We start from the raw sequence: 24,948 nt of genomic DNA, 5'->3' as shown, positions 1-24,948 counted from the left end.
AAATAAACCTATTGCTTATCCTTCATTTTTGTAGCTATGACATCCAGATAGATTTTTCGAACTTCAAAAGTTTTATAAAGCTCCAGCTTCCGCAAATCTATCGGATGCTTAAAAATCCCCTCTTCTTTCAGCCGTGCAATATACCATCCTTTAGAACCTTGATAAGCCATCGTTTACTCCCCCTCACTTGTCCATACACTATATGAAAAAAGTGAGGAAAACATACTTAATATTATGCGTTCAGCAATGAATATTTTTTCCTAATACGTCTTTTCCGCCTGTGACAGGAATGATGCTGCCAGTTATAAAATCTGACTGATTATCGATGAGAAAAGCAATCACTCTGGAGATATCCTCACCTGTTCCTGGCCGTCCTATAGGGGTTTCATCATCCTTAAAGTTCAAAGCGCTATCAATCTGCTTCTCTTTCCACTCACCGATGATATCCCCAGGACAGACCATATTAGCAGTAATGCCGTATGGGGCTTCTTCAAGTGCGATTGTTTTCGTCAAGGAAGCGACTCCTGTTTTCGCTGCTGCATAAGCTGAACGATATTTCCAGCCAGGAGCTGTATCTGCCCGATCAAAACCAATCGTAATGATTCTTCCCCATTGATTGCTTCTCATTTGCGGTATAAGCTTGCTTGATAAATAGAAAACAGCATTTAAATTGCCATTGATTAAATACTGCCATTCATCTGCCTTATATTCAGAAAGAGTTTTCTTCTCATGAATGTAAGGTCCTGCATTATGTACTAATATATCGATTGCAGAAAACTTCTTATTGGCATTTTCTATTAAATTTTCACACTCTGTGAAATTCGTTATGTCTGCTTTTATTGGGAAATTTTTAGTGCCGTATGTTTCAGTTAAATTACGGCATAGTTGAAGAGCTTCCTTTTCACTACTGCGATAATTAATGATTAGGTTTACATGTTGTTCAGCGAGCTTATAAGCGATACTTTTTCCAATTCCGGTTGATCCTCCCGTTATTAACGCTGTTTTTCTCTTCACAAAACAACCCCATTTGTCAGAAATTTTAATCATCTATTTAATCCTATACTAGACAGAATTTAAAAAACATGCAAGCCTTTTGAAATCAGGTTTTTTTAACGTATGGAATCACGCGAGCATAAGCTATATAAGCATGGGTGGGCGTAGCCGAATGAACAATAAACAACAATGATGTGACCTTATATGCTTCACTTGAAAGGATGGTTAACATGTTTCCTTGGAATCAATTCCCCTTTAGTAAAGAAATGAAGTCCAAAATGAAGCAAATGGATCAGGCAGAGGTAAATGATTATGTTCAGAGCATGTTAGGCAAAGTGTTCCCTAATGATATTATGGGCAACTTTTCACGACAGGACTCAAGCGAAGATAAAAAAGAACATAACGCAAACCATCATCGTCCATCCAAAATCCAATATTCTGTCTTTGAAACTCATAAATTTGTATTTGTGCGCATCAAAATGAAGCATGAGAAATGGCTGAAACAACTGAAGATTTACCATACATCCAATCAATTAATTATCGAACATATACCCGAGTATGATGACAAAGAAATCATTACTCTTCCTGCTCTTGTGAATAAAAAGGGAGCGAAGGCTGATTATCAGGATGAAGTGCTTGAAGTTAAATTATATAAAAGCATGGATCGGCAGCTATCGGAGATTCATGTAACTGATGTATAAAAGACCCCAAATCAAACAGAAGTGGTTTGGGGCCTTTTACTGTATAAAGATTGTACTTGCTAATTCTGATCATTGCAGAATCTAACGAAGGAAACCATTTTATAAATGGTAATACTTTTTCGCTTTTTCTAAGAAAGATTGCTCTTCTTCTTGAAGCTCATCCTCATGGAAAATTGCTTCCACTGGACAAGCGGTTTCACATGCACCACAGTCGATGCAAATGGACGGGTCAATAAGATACTGATCCTCTCCTTTTTCGATACAATCCACAGGACATACATCCAAGCAATCAGCTGCCTGCTCATCTATACAAGGGGATGTGATTACAAAAGCCATATTAGTATTCCTCCCTCTCCCATAATTTCTTAAAATCGTTTGTTGTGTTCTTCCAATAATCTTCATACTGTTCTAAAAAATCCTTTAAAATAGCTTTAGATTTTCTATCCATATGATTGAAAATATATTTTCCTTTTAATGCTTTATCTAAATAATTTACATGTTCTGGCAATGACTTATAGCCTAATTTTATCCTTCTTTCTTCTCTGGAAACGAGAATTTTTGCCGCAGCAATTCCAGAATAATACGCGCCACTTTTGCCTATATTTATAGCAACCCAGACAATCCAGTAAAGATGTGGCTCAATTAATTCTTCAGTATGGCGCTGAAATCGCACTTTCTTTTCTACCTTGCTTTTCCCATGCAAAGCATCCATATCGATGTAAGCGACATCATTATCAGGCTCAACAATAACAGGCGTAATATTCTCAAGTGAGAGCGTGCCAATACCAAAACCGCCATCACCAATCGTAGGATCATTTTTTAGTATTGGAAATTGCACATTCGCTTTTCTAGATTGAGATTTCACGTTTACTGCCCCCTTTCTTGCATAAAGAAAAAATAAGCTGCAACTATTTAAAACTTAACATGGATAAATAGAAAGAAGTATACGCATTTAGCCTAATGAAAACTACGACTTTAGTTGTAGAGAACAGCACTAACGTCTACATAACTTGCTAGTTGTTCATTTGATTTTCAATAAGAGAAGCTAAAGCTGCAATCATTCCCGTAAAAAAGAAGGCGATGGTTAGCTGCCAATGTAAAAAGTAAAATGACAAAATTGTTGTAATGAGCATAAAGAACAGCCAAAATATCGGAGTTAGCTTCTGCATGTTGTTTTTCTCCCTTCCTAATGCTGTTCTACGCCTTTATTCTCCCAGTAATAATCACTGAAGATTTCCGAAAATGCTTCAATTGTATTGTTTAGCTCTTCCCTCGTATTGTCGACACCGCCGACCTCAATTAAAATCGAACGGTCAAAGAAATCTTGATTATACACACCATTGCCGTCATTTTTATCCTTCGGGAGCACGCCTCTGCTAATGCCCGGATATTTTTCTTTCAATTCGTTATTTAGTTTTTCCGCTAATTGATAATTGGCTTCAAAGTTTGCAGTTTCTTCCCCAACGACAAAATATAATTTTGCATAACTTTTGCCATTGATAGTAACAGTCGTTTTTTCCTTCCGGAGTGAATCTCTATGGACATCTATGATATATTCCAAATCTTTATTTGCAGAAACAGCTTGAGAAACATGATTTCTCATAAACGGGTAAGAGTGATTGGCATCTAAGCCATTTTGCAAAAGTTCTTCAGTCACATTTCGGGTATCATGCTCCACCCCAATGCCTTTTGAAAGCAGTTCAGCTTCAAGCTTCTCCCCTACCGATATTACATTTAATTTCGGATCATCACTTCTGGCATCATCAGCATGATCGACACTCCCTAATAAGGGAATAAATGACTCCCAGCTATGCGTATGATAGATGAATACATTCTTCGTTTGCGGAGGCTCAGCTTCCTTAGCTTCCTCTTGCTCAGCAGCTACTGGAATAGCCTCTTTATCTTTAAACAAATTTTCCAAAGGAGCAGGTGATTCCGCTAGCCGGCTATCGGTACTCTTTGGCAAAGAATTATACAGCGTATATGACGGCAATTCTCTGCCAAAATAAGTGCTCAAATCCTCCGGTGTCATATGAACAAGTGATTGCAATACTGTTTTACCCAGTGAAAATTCTCTTATCTGGCTGTCCTCAACAAAACTATGATTCGCACTCTTCAAGAGAAATAGGTAGAGAGATTCTATATGCACATCTGACAGGAGCGGAGATTCAATTTTTGCAGAAGCTTTAATAGATATGAAAGACGCTGCTCCGGCTATGAAAATACAGATTAGTGTAAATGACAGGATGGTCGTATGAAAATAGGCGATTAATTTATTCTTAAATAATTCTTGCATCTACCTCTCCCCCCTTTTTGGACATAAATATGTTGAAATAAGTGGGAATATGACATGTTCTCATTGAATAGGAAAATATGCTGTAAGAAAAATGATAGAGAAACCTATTAATAAAAAAAGACCATTCAAATAGTGAATGGTCTCAGACTGGAGACAAAGAGAAAGATATAGAAATTTTATTTAGATAGGTGTCCGCTCGACTACTGTGGTAGATGCGAGACAGTCGAGACACTAAGGCGTGAAGTGACCCCCATTATTTATTCAATCATGGACTGAGTTAGATATTGTACTGTACTCAGCCCTTTTTAGATACGACCTTATACTTATTCTAACCTTGAAAATTTGGCGAGACTTTCTTTATTTCCAATAATAACCAACAAGTCACCTCTATGAATAATTTTTTTAGGTGAAGGAGAGACGAGAATCTCCCCATCTCTTACAATAGCAATCACACTAACTTTATATTTTGCCCGAATGTCAAGTTCCTTTAGACTTTTTTCAGCCATTTTTGATGGAATCATGATCTCTTCTATATTGTATTCATTAGACAATTCAATGTAGTTCAGCATGTTCGGTGATAATAGCTGATTTGCCACCCTTTCACCCATATCTCTTTCAGGATATATAATCAGATTAGCGCCTATTTTATCCAAAACCTGTCCATGGTGCTTACCAAGCGCCTTTGCAATAATTTTTTTCACTCCGAGATCCTTTAGAATCATCACGGTCAATATACTCGATTGCATATTATTTCCGATTGCAACGATTACACAATCAAAATTGAGAATACCAACGGACGTAAGTGCTCTCTCATCTGTGGCATCCGCCACGACCGTATGGGAGAGGAATAATTCCGCATCTTCCGCCTTAGTTTCATCGATGTCAATTCCCAGAACTTCCTGTCCAGCCTCAAATAATCTTTTTGCGATACTAGTTCCGAATCTTCCTAACCCAATAACAGCATATGGTTTTGTCTTCATTTCATCTCCACTCCAAATCAGTGAATTAACCAATCATTATATTTCCTTTAGGATGACGGTAGGCTTCTTTTTTACGTCTCTTTGCAATTGCAAATCCTAGCGTTATTGGACCTAACCTTCCTGCAAACATTGTGAATATAATCAGCACTCGACCAATAGGCGATAGCTCTGGGGTTAACCCCATCGATAACCCAACTGTACCAAACGCTGAGGTTGCTTCAAAAAGATAAACAATAAAGTTTTGCCCTTTTTCTGTAATACTTAAAATAAAGGTGACCACTATAACAATAGCAAGCCCGCACATTGCAACAGTCAGTGCTTTTAATATCGTTTGTAATTCAATTCTTCGCCTGAATAAAACTACATCTTCTTTCCCTTTAAGTTGGGACCATACAGTTGCAATTAGAACAGCGAAGGTCGTAATTTTAATTCCGCCTGCTGTTGAGCCTGAACCCGCTCCTATAAACATAAGAAAAATTGTCAAGAATAATGTAGATTGAGTCAAATCCGCTATTGGCAAAGTATTGGAACCGGCCGTTCTTGGAGTGATCGCATGAAAGAAGGCTCCCAAACTTTTGCCAGCTTCAGATTAAGTACCTAACGTTTTATCATTCCCATATTCAAATAGAAAGATTAATATGGTTGCACATACAGTTAAGATCACAGTCGTCATTAATACAATCTTCGTATGCACTGATAGCCTTCGCGTCTCTCGGTATTCATAAAGTTCATTTATGACAATAAAGCCTAACCCTCCGAAAATTATTAGAAAACATACGGTCAAGGTTACAACAGGATCATCAACGTAATTGGTAAGACTCCGAAAATCTCCCATTAAATCAAATCCCGCATTATTGAAATTGGATATAGCATGGAAAAATCCATAATAAACGGCTTTACCTATTGGAAAATCAAACGAAAAACGGATGGATAAAATGATGCCACCGAGCATCTCAATCACAGCTGTGAATATTAATATCCTCTTCACTAATTTTATAATCCCAGCAATGGAGATGTTATTGTATGCCTCCTTCAGCAGCAGCCTTTCTTTTAAAGAAATCTTTTTACCTAATAGTAAAAACAAAAAAGTTGCAAATGTCATAAAGCCTAGTCCACCAATTTGGATAAGCGATAAAATCACCATTTCACCAAATATAGAAAAAGTATCTGCCGTATCGACGACGACAAGTCCTGTCACACACGTTGCTGATGTAGCCGTAAATAAAGCATCCAAAAACGAAAGACTCTTTCCAGATTCTGTGGAAATGGGGAGAGTCAGCAAAAAAGCTCCAATCAGAATAACTGCCGCAAAGCCCAAAACTAATATTTTTGGCGGATCAAAATAGCCATTTATTTTTTTTCATTTTGTACTCCTAAGTGATTGATGAAATCCAGTGGACATCTCATAAAATTATTATCTCTATTAAATTCGGCTGTTTCCTCCTACAATTTTCGACGCCTACGCAGTCTATCATTAAATGCATTTAAATGACCATTACGACAGAGATCACTTACAAGCAAGAAAACGAAGTCCCTTCAAATTTGCTTATGCGCTGTAAATCCTTATTTTTCTTTAATACGATAATTGATTAAAGTAATAAATGCCAAAAAAGACCACAGAGGACTCCCCCGTGGTCGAATAGCTTTTTCGAACACCAGTTATCCATCCTCTCCCTTAACGCTTACGAGGTTAGCTGTCGGATTCGGGCCATGAGAGTAGCCCTACCTTATAAAGGATTCACCCCAAGTGACTTTGTCACAAAATTGGTTCCCCCGCTCAAAGATTTAGCGAATTAAGAATGATTTAATTTTCATGAGAGTTATATTACTCCTGAAATTTATCGTTGTAAAGGGGATAACTGCACTATTTTTCCATAAAAACGATTATTTTCAGCTATTTCCTGTTGTTTTTCTATCAAAATATGGTGTATACATCCGATATCATTGTTTTTTGAAATTTTTCTCTATGATGCCCTTAGTTTTTAAAACTAAAATAAGAAAATCAGCAGTCATGTTGACTACTGATTTATCAAATTATTAATTGCCCGTTTGAGCAAATCGATAAATTCTTTCTCCAATTTCATCTCTTACACGCTGGAAGAAAGCCCACTTCTCTTCTTCTGTTCCTACAGCCTTCGCTGGATCATCAAAGCCCCAATGCTCACGCTTAACGTGTGGCGGTGTCATAGGGCATTTATCTGCGGCATCGCCACATAATGTAACAACTAAGTCAGCATTGTTTAAAATTTCAGGATCAATGATATCAGATGTTTGATTTGAAATATCAATGTTTGCCTCTCTCATCGCTTTCACTGCATTCGGATTTAAACCATGTGCTTCAATTCCTGCACTATATACTTGCCAGCCTTCGCCGAGATGCTCCTTGGCCCATCCTTCCGCCATTTGGCTCCTGCATGAATTTCCAGTACATAAAAAGTAAATTGTTTTTTTAGACATGTGTATGCTCCTTTATTTGTAGATTTAGTGAATGAATAATAGCCAAAAATATAGGCCTAATAATGTAATAAATAGTGTGGGAATAGTTAAAATGATTCCTGTTTTAAAGTAGGTTCCCCATGAGATTTTTACTCCTTTTAATGACAATACATGTAACCATAATAATGTCGCTAAAGAGCCTATCGGAGTAATTTTAGGACCTAGATCTGACCCGATGACATTGGCATAAATTAATGCTTCTCTAATTACCCCAGTTGTATTCGTGTCAGCAATCGCTAACGCATCAATCATTACTGTCGGCATATTATTCATAACTGATGATAGGATGGCAGCGATGAAGCCCATTGCCATAGTTGCAGCAAATAACCCTTGATCAGCTGCTACTTGAATCACATCACTCAATAGATTAGTTAATCCCACATTTCTCAATCCATAGACAACCACATACATTCCTATCGAGAAAAATACGATATTCCAAGGTGCTCCTTTCATGACTGTTCCGGTGTTGATAGCAGCACTTCTCCTTGCCATTAATAAGAAGAAGATCGCTATGATGCTGGCCATGATAGAGACAGGGAGTCCGATCACTTCACTTGTGAAATAGCCAATTAACAGAATTCCGAGCACAAGCCAAGATAATTTAAACATTTTTTTATCTTTAATTGCTTCATTTGGATTTTTCAATTGAGACAAATCGTAATTTTTTGGAATGCTTTTTCTAAAGAACAAGTATAGGACTAAAATACTCGCGCCTACAGAGAAAAAGTTAGGAATAATCATTCTTGAAGCAAACTCTGCAAATCCAATTCCAAAGAAGTCTGCGGATAAGATATTAACTAAATTACTTACGACTAATGGCAACGAAGCTGTATCTGCAATAAAACCACTTGCGATAATGAATGGAAAAACCATTTTTTCGTTAAAATTAAGGTTTCGTACCATCGCTAATACAATCGGTGTAAGGATAAGGGCAGCGCCGTCGTTTGCAAAGAATGCAGCAACAAGCGCACCGAGTAAGCTTACATAGACAAACATTCTTACGCCATTGCCTTTGGCGGCTCTTGCCATATGCAGGGCTGACCACTCGAAAAAACCAATCTCATCTAAAATTAAAGAAATAATAATGATGGCGATAAAAGTTAATGTCGCATTCCACACAATTGAAGTTACATCTATTACGTCGTTAAAATCTACAACACCTACAATTAATCCTAAGATTGCGCCTCCGCATGCTGACCAGCCAATAGATAATCCTTTTGGCTGCCATATAACTAAAATAAGTGTGATTAAAAAAATCACAGATGCTAACATGACTGATGTCACTGTTTAAACCCCCTACTAATCACATGAGATCCGCAATCCCTGTTCTTCTAATTCCAGTAATTTAAAATCTTGGCTTGGAAGATGATTCAATAAATCTTGAATGAATGGATAATACTCACTCTGTTTATTAAGAGAATAAATCACCCATTGCCCTCTTCTCGTTTCACTAACAATGCCGACATCCTTTAATTTACGAACATGCTGGCTAACACCAGGCTGACTCATCTTAAACATTTCAACAAATTCACAAACACAACAGTCATGTGAATCTAATATCTTTACCATTGTTAACCGCGTTTTATCTCCTAATAATTTCAGTAACATAGCAGTTTTTTCAATTTCCACCGTTGACATTTTCCAAAACACCTCCTAATCACTTTTATATAATTATATAATCGAATTCTTATATAATAATTTGCTTATATAATAAAACACTTATATATTGATTGCAAGATATTTTCATATGATTTTGCGCTCTTTGCTTGAACAACAGAGCAGCAAATGGGGGGCGCAATAATGCGAAGTGGCGCAAAAAGAGTGGTGGCTGACGCAATAATGCGAGATCAGACGCATAAAACGTGTGCACTGACGCATAAAGACGAGATGGGACGCAAAAGCGAGTGCGATGACGCAAAAAATTCATGTTTTTCTCTAGTCTACTATTTTCTATCCAAAAAGAAAGGAAGCAAGAAGCCCCCTTCTATAAAAGATTTATTAGTTGCAAGTGGATGCCTAATGATCACAGCAAGGCGTTTTACTATTTATATTCACACTGCATACACCAGTTTCAGGTAAATCTAGCTCTACTTTTTCGGCAGCTGTCTTATCTCCAGATAAGTATGCAACAACTGATCGTATTTGTTCGTAGCCTGTCGCCATTAAAAATGTCGGCGCTCTTCCATAGCTTTTTGCTCCTACAATATAAAAATCTTTTTCCGGTTGTCGAAGCTCTTTTTCACCATGGGGTCGGACTGTTCCACAGCTATGAAGATTAGGATCAATGAGAGGTGCTAGTTGATCAACACTTTCTGTCGATGTTTCAATTGAAGTCCTTATTTCACGGATCATGTCTAGGTCAGGACGGCTACCAGCATTTACAATGACTTCATCTATATTTCCTAGAGTACTTTCTTTGCCCAGTTGATTACCGCAAATGATTATTCCGTTATCAGATTTTTTTATTTGCTGGATGGAAAATGGCGTAACGACTTTAATTTTTTGTTCATCTACAAGTTTATGAATTCTTATACCTAATGTACCTCTTGCTTCAAGAGCATCCCTTTCCTCTCCCCCATAGGCATCCTCTACATTTTTTCTTCTCATAATCCAAAGTATATCTGTTTCAGGAAAAGTCTCTTGTAATTTTGTTAGATCTAATAAAGAATTAATGGCAGAATGGCCACCGCCTACAACCGCTACTCTTTTATTTGCATAACGCTCCTTTTCTGTCCCTAATGTATCCGGTATTCCATAAAAAATTTGATTATAGAGGGCTTTTTCCTCTTTTAGCCAAACACCGCTTGAAGCGGCCGGGTTAGGATTCCCCCATGTACCAGTGGCATCAATCACTGCCTTAGCTTCAAACACCTTATAATGGCCGTTTGATTCTGTATGAATAATAAATGGCACTTTTTCACGATTCTCGGTTTTCATCTTATCTGTATCTTTTTTAGCAATTGACAGGACCTTCGTGTCTAAATGAAGATATGGATAAATTTCAGAAACATTGGAAAGCGGTTCTAAATATTCTTCGACCATTTCTTTTCCTGTTGGCAATTCTTCTAAATTAGGCTGCTCCCAGCTCGTTTTATGAAGCAAACCTCTTGCCGCTTTATCAATGTTATATCCCCATGGAGAGAACAATCGAATATGACCCCAAGTCAATATATTTGCACCTACTTTTTCTCCTGCTTCTAGTAAAAGAAATGGCTGTCCGCGTTCTGCTAAATGTGCTGCAGCGGCTAAACCGACAGGACCGGCACCAATTACGGCAATAGGTAAATGTTTATTTTGATCATTCGCAAGAATCGTTTGTCCGAATGGAGTACAGCATCCTTGAATATTAAAATTTTTCATTACTCATCCTTCTCTCGTAATTAAGATTTTTATTATTTGCATTTTGCAAGTATTATTCATGAGGCTAACTACCTCATTGGAGTTGTACAGCAGTAACTCGTTTTTGCCATGGACGCATTTAATAATTTAATTGATCTAACAACCGTTTCTCTTTCAAATTCATTCATATTCGCAAAAACTTCATTTAACATAGTATTCATTTGTTCATCTATCACTGCTGCAATAAATTTTCCTTCAGCTGTTAAAGACAGGACTGAAATTCGTTTATCTTCAGGAAGAGGAGATTTTTTAACTAAGTTCATTTTAACTAAAGATTGAACTTGCCGGCTAAATGTAGTAATATCCGTTCCTAAAGTTGCTGCAATTTGCTGCATGGAAGGATTGTGCTGTTTATCAATTTCGTAAAGAATATGACTATGGATTAAAGAAATATCATGGCCCCCTACAGTACAACAATTCTTGTTTAGAAAACCAAAATGCCTTGTCATGACTTGAAAAATCTCACGAATATTTTCCATTTATTTTCACCTCTTAATAATATTTATAACTCAATAATTTGCAAATTACAAGTATTTATTTTTCAAAATAAGGGTCAAAAAATTTCAACCCTTATTCGAAAATTATTCACCTAATTGTTCTATTTGTTCATAAATATTTTGTATATCTTGTACAGATTTCAGTACTTCACTATTCTCGATAAACTCTATATTTAATGTTCCATTCTCAAGTTCTTGCTCAAATGTTTTCAGCCCTTGCTGAATGTTCTCGTTATGATTTAATATTTCACTATGCAGCTCTTCCATCATAGCGGGAGATTCCAGTTTATTAAAGGTTTCAATATCCTGCTGTATTTGCTGCACGTAAGATTCCAATTCTTGAGCAGCTTGGGTATCTCTTAATGCCGCTTCAGCCATAGTAGGAAAATCCTCGGTAAATTGAGACATTTCGTTCATATAATCTTCGGCACCGTTAATATAGGTCAACGTATTCTTCGTATCTTCAATTGGTGAACATGCTGCTGTTAATAATAAGAAAACCGGTATAAAATATATAAATCTCTTCAAAATTAATATCCCTCCATTATTTCTTGCCTTTTCTTTTTTCTAACTCTTTTTTAATCATTGGCAAGCCTTTTTCTTTTAATAGCTTGACCCCTTCCTTTTGAACAAATTTCTTCATATATTTTTTAATCGACATCGTCTACACTCCCCTATTTGTATTTTATACGGCAAAAAGACCTCACCAAATAAATTGGTAAAGGTCTCGCAAACAACGAATGTTGCCAATAAAGCCGAGGGCATTACGCACCTGTATTGACGACTTTATTGTATATGCTACTCCCCTTTATACAAAGGTAGTAATATTTAGAATGTTTGTTTCATTATAGCATTCGGCCTGCTTAAGGTCAAACGATAGGAAAGTTTTCCTCCCAATCCGTTCTGTCATACTATTTTCTAGTTACTTTCTACCGTCCACTGAAACGGGTCCGATAGTTTACTCCACTCTTCATCAAACTCACTTGTAGTTAATAAGCACGCATCTAGTTCTTTTGTAATGACGTCCACATTTAAATCGACGCCAATAAAAACAAGCTTTGTATGGCGATCTCCATGTTCATCATCCCAATCATCTAATAAATCGGCATCTTCCTCACTTAATATTTGCTCTTGTTCCGCTTTTGACAGCGAAGCCAGCCAATAAGAAATCGGTTCAAGCGTGACTGAAGGGCCAGCTTGGGATAACAATATAGCTAAGTCGTTTCTACTCGCACACCAGACGATTCCCTTAGCTCTTACAATTTCTACTGGCATCGTTTGGCACCAATCATCAAATCTCTCAGAATGGAAAGGTCGTTTTCTTGAATAAACAAATGATGAAATTCCATATTCCTCGGTTTCTGGTGTATGGTCAGCCGGGCCAATAGTTAATTCCTTTAGCCAGCCTGCTGATTCACTTGCCTTTTCAAAATCAAATAATCCTGTATTTAAAATTTCCTGAGGGTCTACCATACTGTTTACTGAACGGATAATTTTTGCTTCTGGCTGTAGCATACGAATAACATTTTCTAATTTCTCCAAATCCTCAGCTTTAACTAAATCACATTTATTCAGAACAAGCACATTACAAAACTCAATTTGATCAATAAGGAGATCAGCGATATTCCGGACATCATTGTCACCTACCGCTTCCTTGCGTTCTAATAATGAGTCACCTGATTCGAAATCATGCCAGAATCGGTTTGCATCAACAACCGTCACCATCGTATCTAATTGGCAAAATTTCGTTAAATCAATATTCATTTCTTCATCTATATAGGAAAAAGTTTGAGCAACTGGCACAGGCTCGCTAATTCCTGAAGATTCAATCATTATGTAGTCGATATCTCCTTGTTTTGCTAACCTTTCCACCTCAACTAATAAGTCTTCTCTTAACGTACAGCAAATACAGCCATTGCTCATCTCTACTAGTTTTTCCTCAGTACGTGAAAAGCCTGCTTGTTTTTGGACTAGCTCACTATCAATGTTAACTTCGCTCATATCATTAACAATGACGGCTATCTTCAAACCGTCCCTATTGTTTAAAATATGATTGAGCAAAGTAGTTTTACCTGAACCGAGATAACCGCTCAATACAGTTACGGGAATTTTTTTCATTTTTATCATTCCTTTTTAAATTCTATTTTAATTTTGCGTCAGCCGCTCCGATTTTGTGTCGGTGACTACTCTTTTGTTGCTCTACTCCGTGCATTATTTAGTTTCTCTGTGAATTGTTCTTCTTTTCAACCTCGGGCTATACTTCATCAACTCAATTCTTTCAGGATTATTTCTTTTGTTTTTCACAGTAATATAATTTCTATCTCCTGTCTCAGTACAAGCTAAAGTGATTTTGACTCTCATTCATACTCTCTCCTTATCATCATTAAATAGTAATGATTACGATTTAATAACTATGCTTCACCATCTGTAATGATTACTTCATTAGTATAAAACGTAACGATTACGATTTTCAAGTATTTATTTTATTTTTCCACTAAATTTTTTTCGTAATGCAAAAAGACCTCGCTCTCAGTTTTCATAAACAGATACACAAGTTTAACAAAACAAAAGAATGGACTTAACATCATTTATGTATTGTAAAAAGAGAAAATATGGGATCCAAGAGGGAGTGAGGAAAATTGAAAAAGCGCAGAATTTTATCGCTGGCCATACCGATGATGTTTGCAGCTTCAGTATATGGAAATGCCGTCATTGCAGCACCGAATGATCATTGGCTGCGCAGTAATAAAACGGAGTTGAGTGCCCATCGCGGGGCACAAGTTGCTGCACCTGAAAACACATTGGAGGCTATTACACAAGCTGGAGTATTAGGATATGGCTTTGTTGAAATTGATGTTCAAAAAACGAAGGATGGCCAATATGTGTTAATGCATGATAAAACGATTGATCGTACAACGACAGGAACGGGAATGGTAGAGGATTTAACACTTGAGGAGCTACAGGCTTTTTCAATTGAAGATCATGAAGGAAATGTGACAAGCTATAAAGTCCCAACACTTGAAGAAGTATTAGAAGAAGCTCATAAATATAAACTTGGCATCAATTTTGATGGTTCAAAAGGAAACTGGGATGACAAAGAATTCGTTGATGACATTATGAATGAAGCGGAGGAAGCAAAAGTATTGCATCATTCGTTTTTTGTACTGAGTAATAAAACGATTAGAGACCAATTTAACTCATGGTACCCGGAAGCTACTGTAACATTTCTAGGAAATGCATTGAAGAATGTGGAAGCAGATATTAAAGAGTTAAAAAAATATAAAAACGCCATATATACAACATCAATTGATAATGTAGATGAATATACTGCCAAAAAAATAAAAAAAGCAAAACTGAAACTGCATGTTTACAAAGTTAATACCCCTGAAACATTTAAGAAAGCAAAGAAAATCCATCCCCGATTAATTGAAACAGATGTGATTGTCCCTTAAGCGAAAAAAAATCCCGTCATCCTTTCCATGGATTGACGGGACTCTTGGTTAATAAAGGCTTTTACTTATGCCACTCATTCAGCAGTGCACACTCTTTATCTCTTGATAATCCCGCTACTTTATCTGAATGATGCCGCTCCCTTTCCCAGTGATATACTTCTTGAATCGTTTCCTTAAGAGGTCGAAAAGAAAGACCCGTTCGCACAGCTTTATCTATACTGATTGCAAAAGTTCCTTTCCAAGGTGCTTTTTCACCTTCCAATGAAAAATCTTCAGGTATCCATAAAGGCATTTCAGTCCACGGCTCTATCTTGTGCGCCCGCAAAAATGGTTCATCAACACTCACCCATTCCCCGTCACTACCTGTCACTGCTCGACATATATTTAATAGTTCTTCAATCGTTAATTGATTATTCGGACCCGTTACATTATATACGCCTGCATTTCTGTTTTCAGCCATATGAATGACCCACGATGCTATATCCTTTACATCAATCAATTGTATTGGACGGTCAAGGCGTCCCGGTACCAATATTCTCCCGCCCTGTGCTACCCGCTCGACCCAATATGGGAGCCGATCGGAATAATCATATGGCCCGACAAGCAGTCCAGCTCGTATATGCAAAGCATGCCCTGGCCAATTTTTTTCAACTTCTGCTTCACATAAAGCTTTTAATGCGCCATAATACTCGTACGGTGAAACCGTCCCCACTTCTACTGCTTTTAATTTATCTAACTGTATTGATTGCAAATGGTAATCTTCTGTAATATTTGGCGGAATCCAGTCTCTATAAACAGAGATACTTGAGATGAAAGTATAATGTTCAACACTGTCTCTTAGTACTGCCGCGATATTTTTGATTTGGTGGGGCGCGAATGCGCATGTATCTATAACGGCATCCCAATTCCTTTTTTTCAAAAGAGATACATCTTGATCCCGATTTCCAACAAGCTGCTCAAGATCAGGAAAAACCTCTTTATTTGTTCCGCGATTAAATAAGGTAATTTCATGTTTTCTTTTCACTGCTTCTTCTACGATAGCTCTTCCTAAAAAACGAGTCCCCCCTAAAATAAGAATCTTCATGTTTTGCCTCCATTCATTTAATGATATAGAAAAAATGTGCACTCTAATCAATAAACGTTTTACCTTTTTAAAAAGTTATGGGATGCATGAAAAGAATATGAAGAATTTAAAAAATGAAGGATAATTGATATCCTTAGTCATGACGGTCTCTTTTTAATGGCTTATCACTCAAGCAATTCTTGCCTTATTGTTTCGCGGGATGGAACCTCTTCAAATCCAACTAAAATTTCATCTTTCTTCATTAGTATAGAATATTTATAAACTATTTATCTCAATTACGCGATGGCAAAGCCTTTGAATAAGCTTAGCTTCATGACTGACAACAACTATTCCCATCTCTCTTTTTTTGAAGATTTCCAAAACAGCTTGCCAGATTTGAGCTTGTGTGATTGCATCAAGCATTGTTGTCATTTCATCCGCAATTAAAAAACGAGTATTAGGTCCCAATGCACGGGCAACACAAAATCTCTGAAGCTCACCACCAGAAAGCTCATTCGGCCAGCGCATGAGCCACTCCTTCTCGATTCCTAATGATGTCAGCAACTCTTCGTCAGGTTTCCACCCTTCGTTAAGAATTTTTTCCATCTTCCAACGCGGATTTACGGCCTTTTCCGGATTTTGATAGATTAATTGTACAGGGTGATATCCATTTCTATGAAGCTCTTTTCTATTAAGGGTGATACTGCCTTCAACAGGTTTCTCTAACCCTGCTAAAATCTTGCAAAATGTTGTTTTCCCACGTCCACTTACTCCAGTCAGTCCTACAATCTCCCTTGGCTTGAGAATGAAATTGATTCCTTGAAATAGCCACGGGCCATTATCATAGCGAAAGCCGATGTTTTTAGCTTCAAGTTGCATGAATACACCTCACTATTCCATTTCGTAGCTCCCTCATCACTGGTTGAGCTTTCGTACATTCAAGAGTTGCTTTTACACATCGTGGTTCAAACAAACACCCAGACGGTAAGGTACTTGGATGAGGCTGTGAACCTGGAATTGGGATAAATTCATTTTGGGGTAATGCTCTCCACAAACCCTTGCTATACGGATGTCTTAGTTTCTCACCATTACCAGTAAAATTATTGGCAGGAGCTACCTCGACTGTACTTCCTGCATACAAAACGGCAATTTTATCGGCAATTTTTAAGGCAGACTCAATATCATGTGTGATAAGCATGACTGCATTGCCGTTGTCTGCAACATCCCTAAAATGATTTAATGCCTCGTTGATTACAGCGGGATCAAGTCCGGGTGTAGGCTCATCTGCAATAATAACCCTAGCTCCGCTAACCATGGCAGTAGATAGAAGTGTTCTTCTCGCCATACCGCCAGAAAGTTGAAATGGATACATCTTATCTACATCTGATTTAAGGCGATAACGTTCAAATACTTCCCGCTGTGCCTTAGCTTCATTGCCTTTTTTTACAGATGTACGAACTTGTTTTCCAACACGCATAAGAGGATCTAGATAGTTTACTGATTGAGGAACAAGTGCAATTTCCCTTCCGCGTAATGCTTCTTGTCGAGCAGAAGTAAGTATTTCTCCGTTAAATTTAATTGTCCCACTCACCTTTGCATTACTTGGAAGTATCCCTAAAATCGCATGTGCCAGCAAACTTTTCCCTGAACCGCTTGCGCCGACTACGGCAAGGATTTCACCGGCTTCAACAGAGATGTTCAAGCTTGAAATCACTTTAATATATTTCTTTTTTAGTCCATTTGTATATTGTTTAAAAGTTATCGATAAATCATTTACTTCTAGAATAGCTATTTGTTAACACCTCACAAAACTGCATCTTTTACTAGTTGGAATGAAGGAACATACGAAGTTTTTCACCAATATTATCAAACGTCCGAACAACAATCAGCAAACAAAGCCCCGGAAAAAATGCAAGCCACCACATACCTGAAGACAAATATTTCATAGATTCAGACAGGATAATCCCGATTGCCGGCTCGTGAGGCGATAGCCCTAATCCTAAAAACGTTACAGCAGATTCATGTAAAATTACATGAGGGAATAGTAAGGTAAAGCCAACTAAAACCTGAGGGACTAAGTGTGGTAGCATATGATGCAAAGCGATCCACCAATGAGATTTACCCATTTGCCGAGAAACTTTTACAAATTCTGAAGTGCGAATTTGCATCACTTCTACCCTAATGATTCGAGCAAGACTTGGCCAATGAGTTAATGCAATTCCAATAACAATCCCTTTAAAGCCTCCGCCTAATGTAAAAGCAATAAGGATAAGGGTAACTAGATGCGGGACACTGAGAAAAAGGTCAATGAGCCACGAAATTAGCCGATCGCCTTTGTTGCCCATAATTGCTGCAGCGGTACCAAGAATCAGAGCAATCGATATGCTACCAACTGCTCCGATCAATCCCACTCCTATACTTAAAGAAAGCCCCATGATCGTACGTGTAAACATATCTCTTCCTAACCAATCAGTACCAAAGGGATGGTCAAAAGAAGGAACAAGATTGCGGTCGACAAGGTTTGTCGCAATTCTCCCTTCATCCAATAAAGCTCCCACTAATACAATACATATTAAGAAAACAATCAAACTAAAAAGCGTAAGAAATGTCTTTTGCCTTCGGTTAAGGGAGAAACGAGTTCTTTTTTTGAGGCTTGAAATCATATCCTCCAGCCCTCCCTTGTTCTTGGATCTACTACGTAATAAATTAAATCAGCAATTAAATTACCTGCAAAAATGAATATTGTACTAAATATTACTAATCCCAACAAAAGAGGCACATCCCCCCTTAAACCTGCTTCAACTGTTGCTTGACCAAGACCGGGATAAGAGAAAACTTGCTCAGCGAGAACCGCCCCGCCAAACAATTCACTAAAAGCTGCAAATTGTAATGTGACTGCAGGCAACGCAATATTTCTTAATCCATGTCTCCAAAATAAGACAAAACCGCGTTCACCTCTGGCTTTTGCGAATAACACATAATCACTAGCTAAAACATCGATCATTTTCTGACGTGTATGCAAGGCGACATTCGCCACACCAACAATGCTAAGCGTGACAGCAGGAAGAATAAGATGTCTTAGTCGATCTGCTATCGAAACATCCTCCGCAAGGGAACCAACAGGAACACTCAGCCCTATTGGAAACCAGCCAAGCCATACAGCAAAAATAATGAGCATAAGCAGCCCAACCCAAAATGTCGGGGTCGATGCAAGAGTATAACAATACCAGACAATGATTTTGTCAATCCATGTATCCTTTTTCATAGCGGCAATCACCCCCATTGCAAAACCAAAAATCCCTGATAAAAGCCATGCTGCAATCATTAAAACAAGGGAATGAATAAAACGTTCACTAATTATTTCAGATACTGGACTGCGATAGATCATTGAGGTGCCTAAATCTCCTGTTAGCAGTGCGGAAAGCCAATTCCAAAACTGAACCATAACTGGAAGATTTAGCCCCCAGTACTCAGCTATTCTCTCGCGCTGTTCAGGTCCCACCGTTAACATATCCGCACCAATATAGGCTTGAATTGGGTCAATAGGCGAGTTCTTTATTAAAAGAAAAGAAATGATGCAAATGGCAAATAATAAAGTGGCGATTCTAAAACTTTTCAATAAAAAAAATTTCCCAAGTTTTATATAAAAATTTTTGTCCACCTTAGTCATTCCATCTCCATTCTTCAATATTGTTTGTCACTGGCCAGCCATGACCATGGGGATGAATTCTTTGTTTACCAATATCAAGCCCATCCTTAACTAAATATAAGTGGTCAATGTTCACTAGCCATGCCCATGGAGCGTCACCTTTTGCACTTAAGCCAGTCTCGCCATCCCATTGTGCTTTTTTCCAAAACTCCAAAGCTTCTTTTTCATTTAGAGCACTAAGAGCCTTTTCAAAATACTCATCAACTGTATTATTTTGATAGAAACCAGTGTTATAGTAATCTACTCCTGCATATTTACGGCTGTAAACATTATACATTTCATGCGGATCGTGGCTCCCCCAGCCCATGAGTACAGCATTTGAGTACATTTCTTTTTCGATCGTATCCCAACTTCCACCCTTTACTTTTACATTAATCCCAAGAGGCTCTAACATATCTGCAACTGCTATCGAGAGAGATTGTCTTATTGCATCGCCAGCAGTGTAATATAAAGTGAATTCAGCTTTCAATGAGCCTTTCTCGAGTATTCCGTCTCCATCAGTATCTTCCCATCCAGATTTTTGCAAAATTTTTCTAGCGCCATCAATGTTCGCATCCTCAAAGACGGTATCAGAATTCCACCATGGCAAACCATCTACTGAAGTATAGGCTGGTGAACCATACCCTTCCAGCACTCCTTCAATGAGTGCTTGTCTGTCAATTGCATAATTTATCGCTCGTCGAATGGCTGGATCAGCTGTTACATCGTTTCCTATTGGTAAACCACTTTCAGTAAAATCACCTGATTTTACGTATGGAAACACAATTCCGCGATTATCAACCGTTTTTACTGCCTGTAATTGCATACCGGGTACTTGCTGTTTACTAAATGCAGCCGGAATAGAGGCGACATCAACATTGCCCGCTTGAGCAGCTGCAAAAGTGGCATCTTCATTTAAAAATAAAAAAGTCAGCTTTTGAAAAAATGGCTTTTTATCATAATATTCAGGGTTAGCTTGTACAATGAGCTGTTGACCCCTGTCCCACTGAACGAGCTGATAGGGGCCGGATCCAACCGGATTTTCGGAGTAATCCTTTCCATATGCATGTTTAGGCACAATACCTGTCGTCACTAAAGAGTTTATAAAGGTTGATTGCGGCTCCTTTAATGTGAATTTTACTGTGTACTTATCAGTAGCTTCTATTTTTTTCAAAATATTCAAGTCAACAACTGATCCAGTGTGTAAGGCCGTTTCAAATGTAAATTGAACATCTGCTGCTGTTAAAGGAACACCGTCTGAAAACTTCACATCTTTACGCAAGTCCACTGTCCAAACTTTGCCATCTTCACTTACTTCATAATTTTCCGCAATATCATTAACAATTTCTAATTGATTATTTCTTTTTAAAATCGTGCTTTGAAACAGTGGAGATCCATAGCGGCCCCAGCCAGTTGTCGGGTCAAAGCCAGCATCAGGCTCCCCGTCAACAGCTAATACCAATTCGTCTTTTCTAATCTCCTTACTTTCATTGACAGATTGAGTTGAATCCAATGAGGTACAACCAGCTGTCAAAATTGAAAACACTAAAAGTAACAAGAAAAGAAAACTAATTTTATTATTTTTCATTTCTTCACCTCATGTTGCATTTAATAAATAATAAGAATATTCAAACATTTAAACATCCAATACTTCTTCTCATTTTATTGCCTTTTCAAAAAATAGTAGATGAAGAAGTTTGTTAATTTACATAACTTTGAATTTTTTTCTGCTCAGCTCTTTTTAATTCTTTCTGACTTTTCCTTACATAAACAATCCAATCTTGCTCTAATTCATTCATGTCTTTTCCGTATACTTCTTCCATTCTTCTCGCTAAGTATCTACTGTTGTAGATGGACTCAAACTTTATTAAACCATAGGTATTAATTAAATAAGTTATAAACGAACCTGCTTGAATAAAGCTAATCCACTGTAAAGTAAGGCCCTCTTGTTTCATCATGAAAGGTCGAAATAAAGAACCATCGTATTGTCCATCTATCAATTCAGATAGAGGGATCTCTTTATTAGAATCAATAAGATATTTCATCATTTTATGCTCTGAAATACCAAAGTTAGGAAAACTCTGCTTGCCATATTTACTCTCCATGTAAATAGCAAACCCTTCTTGTGTTAAATACCCATTGCTCGCATCAAAGTTCAACCCATATCCGAGTAAAATATGAGTTAATTTGTGTACAACAAGATCATTATTTTCTGAAATTGTCATCTCGTTCATATTATTTTTATAGCAAGTAGCAGATCTATCCTTCTCCACAATGATTTTGATCGTTAGAGGCGATACATCATCTACTTGAAGCTTTTGGTGGATAATATCATATGCTTCTAATACTTCTTTCTCGACAGACGCTATATCGTTAAATGATCCAGTTCGAGAAATTATTTCAAAGGTAACCTTGCTATCCTCAGTTATTACAATGTGTTTATCTACGTGCTCCTGCATAACTTCCTTGTAACATAATACAAAGAAGATTGATATCAGCGCGAGGACACTAATTGCCTTTTTCATACTTCCCCCTTTCTTTAAAATTTTCAGATAAGTATGCATCATTAATCATTCAGTTTTTATAATTAGATGTAAGATAATTGAATAGCTTTGGGAGCAGCCAGTTCAAATTGTGAAGTGGGAGAGACGATGCTTGAGACAATTTTTGTTGCGGAGTATTTAGTACAGCTATACTTTAAAAAAGAAATATTTTTCTGTCAAGAGGAACACTTTAAAATTTTTTATGAAGTGAAAAAAAATAAACCAGGAATATACGGCTAAACCTTGTGACTCATATGTTTCTATGAAAATATTTAAAATATATAACTGTCTAAATTACCGAAACCGCATTGCGTTAGACTTCACTTAAAATTTTTTATATGCTAGAATCGCTCTTGTGAAGTTGAGAATAGTGCCAAGAGGAGAAATTTGGACAATTTTATACTTTGTTATGAGTAAAAAGTCCCTTTCTTCCAAAAGGGAGTTTTTTATTGCTCAAATTTAATACAGGAGGTTTAATATGCATTTATTGCCAAGGGAAATTGACAAGCTCATGATAGTAGTGGCGGCAGACCTTGCCAGACGCCGGAAATTAAGAGGGCTAAAATTAAATCATCCGGAAGCTGTCGCTCTCATTACTTATGAAGTGATGGAAGGAGCGAGAGACGGCAAAACCGTGGCGGAACTAATGGAATTTGGAACGACGATTCTATCTAGAGAAGATGTCATGGACGGGATACCTGAGATGATTGATGATATTCAGGTAGAAGTGACTTTTCCAGATGGGACAAAATTGGTAACTGTCCACAGCCCAATAAAATAATGAGGAGGAATCAGTATATGGTGCCTGGAGAATTCGTCTTAGGAGAGGGAGATATTATTTGTAATGACGGAAAAGAAGTATTTATCATTTCCGTTACAAATTTAGGCGACCGCCCTATTCAGGTAGGATCACATTTTCATTTTTACGAAGTGAATGAAGCGCTCCAATTTAATCGGAAGCAATCTTACGGAAAAAGATTAAATGTTCCCGCCGGAGCAGCAGTTCGGTTTGAACCTGGCGATGAAAAGGAAATCGAGCTGATTAATTTTGCAGGTGAACGCCGTGTATACGGTTTCAATAATAAAGTTGATGGCTCTTTAGAAAGCGAGGATCAATTATGAGTTTTAAAATGTCACGAAAACAGTATGCAGAAATGTATGGTCCAACAACAGGTGACTCCATCCGGCTTGCAGATACTGACTTGTTTATCCAAATCGAGAAAGATTATACAGCCTATGGAGAAGAAGTTGTCTTTGGCGGTGGAAAAGTCATTAGGGACGGAATGGGTCAACACCCTCTAGCCATACGAGATGAAGGCGTAGCAGATACAGTTATAACGAATGTTGTTGTTTTAGATTACACAGGTATTTATAAAGCAGATTTAGCAATTAAAGATGGATTGATTTTTGGCATTGGCAAAAGCGGCAATCCTCTAGTGATGGATAACGTTGATATTATTATTGGCGCTTCGACTGAAATTATTGCCGGGGAAGGTTTGATTGTGACTGCCGGAGCGATCGATACCCATGTGCATTTTATCAATCCGGAACAAGTGCAAGTAGCTCTCACATCTGGAACGACCACTTTAATCGGCGGAGGCACAGGGCCAGCGGCGGGATCGCGGGCTACTACAGTAACTCCTGGTAAATGGAGTATTCATCGTATGTTAGCTGCTGCTGAAGGCCTTCCTATTAACGTTGGCTTTACAGGCAAAGGGCATGCGGCTTCCTTTGAGCCTTTAGCAGAGCAAGTGAGAGCAGGCGTAATTGGGTTAAAAGTTCACGAAGACTGGGGAGCAACAGGATCATCCCTTGACTATGCCTTGCGTGTAGCAGACGAATTTGATATTCAAGTTGCCTTGCACGCTGATACTTTGAATGAAAGCGGATTTATGGAAAATACAATGGCTGCTGTGAAAGACCGGGTTCTTCATATGTATCATACTGAAGGCGCCGGTGGTGGACATGCACCCGATTTAATTAAATCAGCAAGTTATCTGAACATTCTGCCATCATCAACTAACCCTACCCTCCCTTATACCGTCAATACGATTGATGAACATCTCGATATGGTCATGGTATGCCATCACTTAAACCCTTCTGTACCAGAAGATATTGCATTTGCAGATTCAAGAATTAGAAGAGAAACAATTGCAGCTGAGGATATTCTTCAGGACATAGGCGTATTTAGCATGGTTAGTTCTGATGCACAAGCAATGGGCCGTGTAGGTGAAGTCGTCCTGCGCACATGGCAAACAGCGGACAAAATGAAAAAACAAAGGGGTTCCATGCAAGGAGACAGTAAATTTGCTGACAACAACCGTGCCAAGCGCTATATTGCTAAATACACGATTAATCCAGCAATTACACATGGAATATCAGAACATGTAGGTTCAATCGAAGTCGGCAAAATGGCAGACTTAGTCATTTGGTCGCCTAAATTCTTTGGCGTTAAACCGGAAATGGTTCTTAAAAACGGTCTTGCTGTAACTGGCCTTATGGGAGATGCAAATGCTTCCATTCCGACTCCGCAGCCTTATATATATCGACCAATGTACGCCCAGTTTGGAGCGGCACTATCAAAAAGTTCTGTTACCTTTATCTCTCAGGCAGCCTATGATATCGGGGTTCATGAAAAATTGGCACTTAAAAAAATGGTCCTTCCAGTTGGCGGAATTAGGACACTATCTAAAAAAGATATGAAATTAAATTCAGAAACGCCTGAGATTACAGTCGATCCACAAACATATGAAGTGAGAGTAAACGGTGAGCTGCTGTCTTGTGATCCAGTTGATACAGTACCGATGGGTCAGCGATATTTTTTATTTTGAGGTGAAAAA

27 protein-coding genes, 1 pseudogene and 1 riboswitch are annotated in these 24,948 nt (G+C 37.9%); of the genes and pseudogenes, 5 read left to right on the top strand and 23 right to left on the bottom strand.

Going from position 1 to position 24,948, the window contains the following annotated elements:
- Positions 1–8 precede the first annotated feature (8 nt).
- Both CWS20_RS04410 and CWS20_RS04405 read right to left on the bottom strand, forming a co-directional pair.
- Positions 9–170 carry a DUF2639 domain-containing protein gene (locus tag CWS20_RS04410; protein WP_083957441.1) on the bottom strand — a complete coding sequence of 54 codons (162 nt, stop codon included), beginning with the start codon at positions 168–170 and terminating at the stop codon, positions 9–11.
- A 70-nt stretch (positions 171–240) separates the two neighbouring features.
- A complete protein-coding gene (locus tag CWS20_RS04405) occupies positions 241–1,014 on the bottom strand; it encodes an SDR family oxidoreductase (RefSeq protein ID WP_066201786.1) in 774 nt (257 codons plus the stop codon).
- A gap of 209 nt (positions 1,015–1,223) precedes the next feature.
- Here CWS20_RS04405 and CWS20_RS04400 point away from each other — a divergent pair, with 209 nt between their 5' ends.
- Positions 1,224–1,694, top strand: a complete 471-nt coding sequence (locus CWS20_RS04400) for an Hsp20/alpha crystallin family protein (RefSeq protein ID WP_066199793.1) — start codon at positions 1,224–1,226, stop codon at positions 1,692–1,694.
- Positions 1,695–1,793: 99 nt separating this feature from the next.
- Here CWS20_RS04400 and CWS20_RS04395 read toward each other — a convergent pair whose 3' ends face one another.
- The 14 genes and pseudogenes from CWS20_RS04395 to rpmG form a co-directional block, all read right to left on the bottom strand.
- On the bottom strand, positions 1,794–2,030 hold the full coding sequence (locus CWS20_RS04395) for a ferredoxin family protein (RefSeq protein ID WP_066199796.1): 237 nt from the start codon (positions 2,028–2,030) through the stop codon (positions 1,794–1,796).
- Between the two features lies 1 nt (position 2,031).
- Entirely contained in the window at positions 2,032–2,559 is a 528-nt protein-coding gene (locus CWS20_RS04390) for a YwhD family protein (RefSeq protein ID WP_066199798.1), read from the bottom strand.
- A 148-nt stretch (positions 2,560–2,707) separates the two neighbouring features.
- A complete protein-coding gene (locus CWS20_RS27900) occupies positions 2,708–2,863 on the bottom strand; it encodes a hypothetical protein (RefSeq protein WP_157090550.1) in 156 nt (51 codons plus the stop codon).
- 17 nt (positions 2,864–2,880) lie between these two features.
- On the bottom strand, positions 2,881–3,990 hold the full coding sequence (locus CWS20_RS04385; protein ID WP_066199799.1) for a stage II sporulation protein P: 1,110 nt from the start codon (positions 3,988–3,990) through the stop codon (positions 2,881–2,883).
- 323 nt (positions 3,991–4,313) lie between these two features.
- Positions 4,314–4,970 carry a potassium channel family protein gene (locus CWS20_RS04380; RefSeq protein ID WP_066201789.1) on the bottom strand — a complete coding sequence of 219 codons (657 nt, stop codon included), beginning with the start codon at positions 4,968–4,970 and terminating at the stop codon, positions 4,314–4,316.
- A gap of 25 nt (positions 4,971–4,995) precedes the next feature.
- Positions 4,996–6,324, bottom strand: a pseudogene (locus tag CWS20_RS04375) (TrkH family potassium uptake protein).
- A gap of 309 nt (positions 6,325–6,633) precedes the next feature.
- A riboswitch (cyclic di-AMP (ydaO/yuaA leader) is annotated at positions 6,634–6,771 on the bottom strand.
- Positions 6,772–7,007: 236 nt separating this feature from the next.
- A complete protein-coding gene (gene arsC, locus CWS20_RS04370; protein ID WP_066199802.1) occupies positions 7,008–7,427 on the bottom strand; it encodes an arsenate reductase (thioredoxin) in 420 nt (139 codons plus the stop codon).
- Between the two features lie 24 nt (positions 7,428–7,451).
- Entirely contained in the window at positions 7,452–8,750 is a 1,299-nt protein-coding gene (locus tag CWS20_RS04365; RefSeq protein WP_066199805.1) for an arsenic transporter, read from the bottom strand.
- Positions 8,751–8,765: 15 nt separating this feature from the next.
- The gene (locus CWS20_RS04360; RefSeq protein WP_066199807.1) at positions 8,766–9,104 is read right to left on the bottom strand and encodes an ArsR/SmtB family transcription factor; all 339 of its coding nucleotides are present in this window, start codon (positions 9,102–9,104) and stop codon (positions 8,766–8,768) included.
- A gap of 378 nt (positions 9,105–9,482) precedes the next feature.
- The gene (locus tag CWS20_RS04355; RefSeq protein ID WP_066199810.1) at positions 9,483–10,826 is read right to left on the bottom strand and encodes an NAD(P)-binding domain-containing protein; all 1,344 of its coding nucleotides are present in this window, start codon (positions 10,824–10,826) and stop codon (positions 9,483–9,485) included.
- 68 nt (positions 10,827–10,894) lie between these two features.
- Positions 10,895–11,344 (bottom strand): MarR family winged helix-turn-helix transcriptional regulator, encoded by a 450-nt coding sequence (locus tag CWS20_RS04350; RefSeq protein ID WP_066199815.1) that lies wholly within the window; start codon positions 11,342–11,344, stop codon positions 10,895–10,897.
- 102 nt (positions 11,345–11,446) lie between these two features.
- Positions 11,447–11,890, bottom strand: coding sequence for a DUF6376 family protein (locus tag CWS20_RS04345; protein ID WP_066199818.1), 444 nt, complete (start codon positions 11,888–11,890; stop codon positions 11,447–11,449).
- Between the two features lie 390 nt (positions 11,891–12,280).
- Positions 12,281–13,480: a GTP-binding protein gene (locus CWS20_RS04340; protein ID WP_066199820.1), complete on the bottom strand. Its 1,200-nt coding sequence runs from the start codon at positions 13,478–13,480 to the stop codon at positions 12,281–12,283.
- A gap of 93 nt (positions 13,481–13,573) precedes the next feature.
- On the bottom strand, positions 13,574–13,723 hold the full coding sequence (rpmG, locus tag CWS20_RS04335) for a 50S ribosomal protein L33 (RefSeq protein WP_066199824.1): 150 nt from the start codon (positions 13,721–13,723) through the stop codon (positions 13,574–13,576).
- Between the two features lie 278 nt (positions 13,724–14,001).
- Here rpmG and CWS20_RS04330 point away from each other — a divergent pair, with 278 nt between their 5' ends.
- On the top strand, positions 14,002–14,814 hold the full coding sequence (locus tag CWS20_RS04330) for a glycerophosphodiester phosphodiesterase family protein (protein ID WP_083957442.1): 813 nt from the start codon (positions 14,002–14,004) through the stop codon (positions 14,812–14,814).
- A 61-nt stretch (positions 14,815–14,875) separates the two neighbouring features.
- Here the strand turns inward: CWS20_RS04330 and CWS20_RS04325 are convergent, their stop codons facing one another.
- From CWS20_RS04325 to CWS20_RS04295, 7 genes are all read right to left on the bottom strand, one after another.
- Positions 14,876–15,898, bottom strand: coding sequence for an NAD-dependent epimerase/dehydratase family protein (locus CWS20_RS04325; protein WP_066199828.1), 1,023 nt, complete (start codon positions 15,896–15,898; stop codon positions 14,876–14,878).
- A 255-nt stretch (positions 15,899–16,153) separates the two neighbouring features.
- The gene (locus tag CWS20_RS04320) at positions 16,154–16,756 is read right to left on the bottom strand and encodes an ABC transporter ATP-binding protein (protein WP_066199830.1); all 603 of its coding nucleotides are present in this window, start codon (positions 16,754–16,756) and stop codon (positions 16,154–16,156) included.
- A complete protein-coding gene (locus tag CWS20_RS04315) occupies positions 16,746–17,669 on the bottom strand; it encodes an ABC transporter ATP-binding protein (protein WP_066199832.1) in 924 nt (307 codons plus the stop codon). Before CWS20_RS04315 ends, CWS20_RS04320 begins: the two co-directional genes overlap by 11 nt.
- 31 nt (positions 17,670–17,700) lie before the next feature.
- Positions 17,701–18,540 (bottom strand): ABC transporter permease, encoded by an 840-nt coding sequence (locus tag CWS20_RS04310; RefSeq protein ID WP_066199835.1) that lies wholly within the window; start codon positions 18,538–18,540, stop codon positions 17,701–17,703.
- Complete coding sequence (locus CWS20_RS04305) at positions 18,537–19,547, bottom strand: ABC transporter permease (RefSeq protein WP_066199838.1); 1,011 nt, start codon at positions 19,545–19,547, stop codon at positions 18,537–18,539. The genes CWS20_RS04310 and CWS20_RS04305 overlap by 4 nt, the downstream gene beginning before the upstream one ends.
- On the bottom strand, positions 19,540–21,153 hold the full coding sequence (locus CWS20_RS04300) for an ABC transporter substrate-binding protein (RefSeq protein WP_066199841.1): 1,614 nt from the start codon (positions 21,151–21,153) through the stop codon (positions 19,540–19,542). The genes CWS20_RS04305 and CWS20_RS04300 overlap by 8 nt, the downstream gene beginning before the upstream one ends.
- 112 nt (positions 21,154–21,265) lie before the next feature.
- Entirely contained in the window at positions 21,266–22,090 is an 825-nt protein-coding gene (locus CWS20_RS04295; RefSeq protein WP_066199844.1) for a hypothetical protein, read from the bottom strand.
- A gap of 496 nt (positions 22,091–22,586) precedes the next feature.
- Here CWS20_RS04295 and CWS20_RS04290 point away from each other — a divergent pair, with 496 nt between their 5' ends.
- The 3 genes from CWS20_RS04290 to ureC are packed head-to-tail and all read left to right on the top strand — an operon-like array spanning position 22,587 to position 24,939.
- The gene (locus CWS20_RS04290; protein ID WP_066199849.1) at positions 22,587–22,889 is read left to right on the top strand and encodes an urease subunit gamma; all 303 of its coding nucleotides are present in this window, start codon (positions 22,587–22,589) and stop codon (positions 22,887–22,889) included.
- A gap of 17 nt (positions 22,890–22,906) precedes the next feature.
- Positions 22,907–23,230, top strand: a complete 324-nt coding sequence (locus CWS20_RS04285) for an urease subunit beta (RefSeq protein ID WP_066199850.1) — start codon at positions 22,907–22,909, stop codon at positions 23,228–23,230.
- The gene (gene ureC / locus CWS20_RS04280; RefSeq protein WP_066199852.1) at positions 23,227–24,939 is read left to right on the top strand and encodes an urease subunit alpha; all 1,713 of its coding nucleotides are present in this window, start codon (positions 23,227–23,229) and stop codon (positions 24,937–24,939) included. Before CWS20_RS04285 ends, ureC begins: the two co-directional genes overlap by 4 nt.
- The last annotated feature ends 9 nt before the right edge of the window (positions 24,940–24,948 follow it).

The organism is Cytobacillus horneckiae, from assembly GCF_002835735.1.
Classification (GTDB): Bacteria; Bacillota; Bacilli; order Bacillales; family Cytobacillaceae; genus Cytobacillus; species Cytobacillus horneckiae.
The sequence above is the reverse complement of the archived record's forward strand: the minus strand, read 5'-3'. Positions and strand labels throughout refer to the sequence as shown.

Coding starts and splice junctions, on each gene's coding strand:
- CWS20_RS04410 (WP_083957441.1), bottom strand. CDS start 170: ATGGCTTATCAAGGTTCTAAAGGATGGTATATTGCACGGCTGAAAGAA.
- CWS20_RS04400 (WP_066199793.1), top strand. CDS start 1,224: ATGTTTCCTTGGAATCAATTCCCCTTTAGTAAAGAAATGAAGTCCAAA.
- CWS20_RS04395 (WP_066199796.1), bottom strand. CDS start 2,030: ATGGCTTTTGTAATCACATCCCCTTGTATAGATGAGCAGGCAGCTGAT.
- CWS20_RS27900 (WP_157090550.1), bottom strand. CDS start 2,863: ATGCAGAAGCTAACTCCGATATTTTGGCTGTTCTTTATGCTCATTACA.
- CWS20_RS04385 (WP_066199799.1), bottom strand. CDS start 3,990: ATGCAAGAATTATTTAAGAATAAATTAATCGCCTATTTTCATACGACC.
- CWS20_RS04380 (WP_066201789.1), bottom strand. CDS start 4,970: ATGAAGACAAAACCATATGCTGTTATTGGGTTAGGAAGATTCGGAACT.
- arsC (WP_066199802.1), bottom strand. CDS start 7,427: ATGTCTAAAAAAACAATTTACTTTTTATGTACTGGAAATTCATGCAGG.
- CWS20_RS04360 (WP_066199807.1), bottom strand. CDS start 9,104: ATGTCAACGGTGGAAATTGAAAAAACTGCTATGTTACTGAAATTATTA.
- CWS20_RS04355 (WP_066199810.1), bottom strand. CDS start 10,826: ATGAAAAATTTTAATATTCAAGGATGCTGTACTCCATTCGGACAAACG.
- CWS20_RS04350 (WP_066199815.1), bottom strand. CDS start 11,344: ATGGAAAATATTCGTGAGATTTTTCAAGTCATGACAAGGCATTTTGGT.
- CWS20_RS04340 (WP_066199820.1), bottom strand. CDS start 13,480: ATGAAAAAAATTCCCGTAACTGTATTGAGCGGTTATCTCGGTTCAGGT.
- rpmG (WP_066199824.1), bottom strand. CDS start 13,723: ATGAGAGTCAAAATCACTTTAGCTTGTACTGAGACAGGAGATAGAAAT.
- CWS20_RS04325 (WP_066199828.1), bottom strand. CDS start 15,898: ATGAAGATTCTTATTTTAGGGGGGACTCGTTTTTTAGGAAGAGCTATC.
- CWS20_RS04320 (WP_066199830.1), bottom strand. CDS start 16,756: ATGCAACTTGAAGCTAAAAACATCGGCTTTCGCTATGATAATGGCCCG.
- CWS20_RS04310 (WP_066199835.1), bottom strand. CDS start 18,540: ATGATTTCAAGCCTCAAAAAAAGAACTCGTTTCTCCCTTAACCGAAGG.
- CWS20_RS04305 (WP_066199838.1), bottom strand. CDS start 19,547: ATGACTAAGGTGGACAAAAATTTTTATATAAAACTTGGGAAATTTTTT.
- CWS20_RS04300 (WP_066199841.1), bottom strand. CDS start 21,153: ATGAAAAATAATAAAATTAGTTTTCTTTTCTTGTTACTTTTAGTGTTT.
- CWS20_RS04295 (WP_066199844.1), bottom strand. CDS start 22,090: ATGAAAAAGGCAATTAGTGTCCTCGCGCTGATATCAATCTTCTTTGTA.
- CWS20_RS04290 (WP_066199849.1), top strand. CDS start 22,587: ATGCATTTATTGCCAAGGGAAATTGACAAGCTCATGATAGTAGTGGCG.
- CWS20_RS04285 (WP_066199850.1), top strand. CDS start 22,907: ATGGTGCCTGGAGAATTCGTCTTAGGAGAGGGAGATATTATTTGTAAT.
- ureC (WP_066199852.1), top strand. CDS start 23,227: ATGAGTTTTAAAATGTCACGAAAACAGTATGCAGAAATGTATGGTCCA.